This is a genomic window from Yoonia sp. (assembly GCF_036007805.1).
In the GTDB taxonomy this organism is placed as follows: Bacteria; Pseudomonadota; Alphaproteobacteria; order Rhodobacterales; family Rhodobacteraceae; genus Yoonia.
In genome coordinates this window covers 1-4,247 of sequence record NZ_DASYOK010000156.1, presented here as the reverse complement: position 1 = coordinate 4,247, position 4,247 = coordinate 1, and the positions used below count along the sequence as shown (strand labels likewise).

General features: G+C 57.1%; 6 protein-coding genes. 3 read left to right on the top strand and 3 right to left on the bottom strand.

The annotated features are described in order from the left end of the window. The coding region (locus VGP75_RS09070) for a type III secretion system chaperone family protein (protein ID WP_327543351.1) at positions 1–383 on the bottom strand (383 nt) is incomplete at its 3' end. Between the two features lie 232 nt (positions 384–615). Between VGP75_RS09070 and VGP75_RS09065 the strand changes: the two genes are divergently transcribed. After that, on the top strand, positions 616–1,647 hold the full coding sequence (locus tag VGP75_RS09065) for a M42 family metallopeptidase (RefSeq protein WP_327543350.1): 1,032 nt from the start codon (positions 616–618) through the stop codon (positions 1,645–1,647). Between the two features lie 17 nt (positions 1,648–1,664). On the opposite strand, the gene VGP75_RS09060 is transcribed toward VGP75_RS09065, so the two are convergent. Together VGP75_RS09060 and VGP75_RS09055 are read right to left on the bottom strand one after the other, a co-directional pair. Beyond that, the gene (locus VGP75_RS09060) at positions 1,665–2,495 is read right to left on the bottom strand and encodes a class I SAM-dependent methyltransferase (RefSeq protein ID WP_327543349.1); all 831 of its coding nucleotides are present in this window, start codon (positions 2,493–2,495) and stop codon (positions 1,665–1,667) included. A gap of 210 nt (positions 2,496–2,705) precedes the next feature. Beyond that, complete coding sequence (locus VGP75_RS09055) at positions 2,706–2,948, bottom strand: accessory factor UbiK family protein (protein WP_327543348.1); 243 nt, start codon at positions 2,946–2,948, stop codon at positions 2,706–2,708. A 104-nt stretch (positions 2,949–3,052) separates the two neighbouring features. Here VGP75_RS09055 and lgt point away from each other — a divergent pair, with 104 nt between their 5' ends. Together lgt and VGP75_RS09045 are read left to right on the top strand one after the other, a co-directional pair. Beyond that, positions 3,053–3,931: a prolipoprotein diacylglyceryl transferase gene (gene lgt / locus VGP75_RS09050; protein WP_327543347.1), complete on the top strand. Its 879-nt coding sequence runs from the start codon at positions 3,053–3,055 to the stop codon at positions 3,929–3,931. Further along, the coding region (locus tag VGP75_RS09045) for an SAM-dependent methyltransferase (protein WP_327543346.1) at positions 3,928–4,247 on the top strand (320 nt) is incomplete at its 3' end. The genes lgt and VGP75_RS09045, both read left to right, overlap by 4 nt.

Sequence of the window (4,247 nt, the reverse complement as noted above, 5' to 3'; positions counted from 1 at the left end):
ATCATGGTATCAATCTGATCCGGCCCTGCGACCTGATCACCGGCCAACATCAGACCATAGCGGTACACCATCAGGTTTTGTTCGGCCCACCATGTAAAGGCCCCCGCCCAGCAGCGGTCGTTGATCGTGTTCAGTGTCTCGTAAAGTGCCGGTATCCGGTTCTCGGGCGGCTCCATATCAAAGGTGCATATCAGGCGCAGGGTCTCGTCATAGGCAGACCATGCAAGGGTGATGGAATAGGTGCGCCACTGGCCTTCAACGGCCATGGCGATCTGGTCGTCATGGATGCGGTCAAATTCCCACGCATGGTGTTCTGCGATGTGCTCCACCAGATCAATAGGGTGAAGATCATCAGCCTCAAGGTAGTGTTCGGACAATGCCATATGCTCGGCCTCACTGCTTTGGCGCATGGGTCATGGCAGTGCCCAAGCGCTAGGTGCCTGCTCTAGGGGCGGTGTTGTTCACGTTTATCCCCTACTACATATCGTGGCCCGTAAAAGGCGCAGCTGTAAAGCAATTTTTTGGGGATAAGTGGTGTGACACAAAAATTTCATGTGGATAATTGCCTTCTGCCCAGCCAGCGCGCAATTTGATGCTGAGCAAAAGGAGCACCCGATGAACACCGACCTTCTCAAACGACTTTGCGAAATGCCCGGCGTGCCCGGACATGAAGAGCGGGTCCGTGACCTGATCACTTCGGAGATCGAAGGTCTTTTCGATCATGTTGAAACCGATCCCATGGGTTCGCTTCTGTGTCGCCGCGATGCCAAGAAGAAAGGCGCGCCCAAGATTATGCTGCTCTGCCATATGGACGAGATCGGCTTTCTGGTCAGCCACATCGACAAGAACGGTTTTCTCTATCTCCAGCCTGTTGGCGGCTTTGACCCCCGCAACCTCTTTTCCCGCCGCGTGCTGGTGTGCACCGATCAGGGCGACCTGAAGGGGGTGATGAACCCCGGTGGCAAACCGGTCCATATCTCGGCCCCCGAGGACCGCAAGAAAGTGCCTGAAGTCGGCGAATTCTTTGTCGATCTGGGCCTCGGCAAAGCCGCAAAGGACATGGTGAAAATCGGTGACTATGTCGTGATGGACGAACCCTTTCTGGAAATGGGCGGCAAATTCGTCTCCAAGGCGCTGGACAACCGCATCGCCTGCTGGCTGGGGATCGAAGCGATCAAGGCTTTGGGCAAAAAAGGGCGTGGTGCCGAAATCCACGTGGCCTTCACCTGTCAGGAAGAGGTCGGACTGCGCGGCGCACGCACCGCCGCCTATGCGATCAAGCCAGATATCGGGCTGGGCATCGACGTGACATTGGCCTGCGACACGCCCGGTATCCCTGAAAAAGACGCAACGACCCACCAAGGCAAAGGTTTCGGCCTGCACGTCCGCGACAGCTCATTCATTGCAGACAAAGCATTGGTCAAGGAAATCGAAGCCCTCGCGATCAAAAAGAAGATCCCCTACCAGCGCACGATGCTCGCCGCAGGCGGACAAGACGGAGCAGCCGCCCAACAAGCAGCAGCTGGTGCACGCGCGGTTGGGATCGTGGTGGGCACACGCTACATCCACACAGTCACCGAGATGGTTGAGAAGGATGACTTGCAAGCAGCGCTGGATATTCTGGTGGCGTATCTGGGGGAGTTCTAGGGCCCTGCCCCCGGTAATCAGCTGCCTATTTTGGAATATCGCGGCATGAAAGGTTGGGCTTTCTCCAGAACCGCGATGGAATCGTAAATATGCAAGCCGCTTATGTGATCATAATCCGCATCACGACCAAATCGGACTTCTTCATGTAGATAATTGCGGTGCATAACGTCGGCAATGCGTCGCAGGTAATTGAAGAAGTTGCCTTCTTCCGTCAGACCACCGCCAAACTTAGGCCAATACGATGCGTGCAGATCTTCGATCATATAGACCCCGTTCTCCGCAAGACGCGGAAACAACGTCTCAAGTGTGATCGGAATATGATCCATGTGATGGCTGCCATCATCGAGCACAACGTCGATACCGCCCATTTCGTCAACGACCTTGTTTAGAAAATCAGGATCATCCTGTGATCCAATCCGCACCTGCCCTGCCAATCCGTCAAACTTTGCGCATGCAGGATCAATATCAATCCCGAAAATAACTGCATCTGGCCCAAGATACTTTCGCCATATTTCGAGAGACCCACCCTTTGAAACACCGATTTCAAGAAAGCGCGTCGGCCGATTGCGAAACTGGTCGAAATATCTGGTGTAGATCGGAAAATAGTGATGCCACTTGTTCACGATTGGCCCTTTGTGGCCTGCAAATAGCTTTGCCAGATCGTCATTTGGTGAAGAGATGGCAGTTATACTGCCCAAGACGTCGTCGCCACGATACCTGAATTCCCGATAGCGCGCCATGCTACATTCCCCAACCATACATCCTTGCGAGGGGTAGAACGCTTGGTCAGACGGTTCAACCCTTGGGATCCGTTTTTGCAGGATTTCAGACAAAAAGCCTGCAGCCACATCCGAACGCAAAATTCTTGTCGTGGTTCCAGCCTAAGGCATGAGCAAGAAAAAGCGGAGGCCACACGCGGGTCAGGGTGCCTCGGGCTTAGTTCAGTGTTTTGCCGCACATCTGACCGCACAAACGTCGGCAGCGCCACCAATCGCCGCGCAAAGCTGCAGGGCGGGGGCTCCCCCGCCACTCAAATATCGTCAGGGCGGGCCCCGGACCTACTTCTTGCCTTCAAGCGCTTCAATCCGCGCCGCCAGCGCCTCATTCTCTTCGCGCGCCTTCTGTGCCATCGCACGGACTGCGTCGAACTCTTCGCGGGTCACGAAATCGCGATCCGCCAGCCAGCGGTCGATCATGGATTTCATCGCGGTGTTCGCCTCGTCCTTGGCGCCTTGGGCCACGCCCATGGCATTCGTCATCAACTGGCTGAGGTCGTCTAGGATCTTGTTATTGCTCTGCATGGGACTCTCCAATCACGTCACCCCATATATGGGGCTTTGCAGCTTTCGTCACAACCCGACAGTTACGGTTGACTTTGCCGCACCCCCGGACAAGGAATAGCGCCATGTTCGCAGCCATCCCCTTCCCCGATATCTCGCCCGAGATTTTCTCGTTCACGCTCTTCGGGGCCACCATTGCGCTGCGCTGGTACGCGATGGCCTATATCGTGGGGATCGCGCTTGGCTGGCAGTTGATCAAACTGGCGCTGAAACGCCCCGCATTGTGGCGCAATGGCGCGCCGATGCAGGTCGCCCAGCTGGAAGACCTGCTGACCTATATCGTTGTCGGTGTCATTGGCGGCGGACGTCTGGGATATGTGCTGTTCTATAAACCGGCCGATTTTCTGGAAGCCCCGCTTGATATTATCAAAATATGGGAGGGCGGCCTGTCCTTTCATGGTGGTTTTCTGGGCGTTGTCGTTGCCGTCTTCCTTTTCAGCCGCAGGCACACTGTCCCGCTGCCCGATCTGGCCGATATCATCGCCGTTGCCGCCACCCCTGCAATCCTGCTGGTGCGGATTGCCAATTTCATCAACGCCGAACTCTGGGGCCGCCAGACCGATCTGCCGTGGGGTGTGATCTTCCCGGGCCAAGCCGCCCAAGCCTGCGCAACCGCGTTAGAGCCTTGCGTGCGCCACCCCTCGCAACTCTACGAGGCGGGGCTTGAAGGGCTGCTGCTGGGGACGATCCTGATCCTGCTCGCCTTCCGCTTTGGCGGGTTGAAGAAACCGTGGCTCTTGTCCGGCATCTTTTTTGCGGGCTACGGCATCGCGCGTTTCCTGGTGGAATTCGTCCGCCAGCCGGACGCGCAATTCGTCACGGTCGGCAATGAACTGGGCCTTGCGTTCCACATCGGCGGCTACGGGCTGACCATGGGCCAGACGCTGACCCTGCCGATGATCCTGATCGGCCTGACCGTCGTGATCAGGGCCGCGCGCAGATGACCGCCTTGGGTGATCTGCTGATCGCCCGCATCACGCGGACAGGCCCGATCTCTCTTGCCGAGTATATGGCTGATTGCCTGATGCATCCCCAGCACGGCTATTACGCTACGCGTGATCCCTTCGGGACTGCCGGCGATTTTATCACTGCACCCGAGATCAGCCAGATGTTCGGCGAGTTGATCGGACTGGCACTGGCCCAAGCCTGGATCGACCAAGGGCAACCCGCGCAGATCATACTGGCCGAACTTGGCCCCGGTCGCGGCACCCTGATGCAGGACGCCCTGCGCGCCACACGCGGTGTGCCGGGCTTTCACCA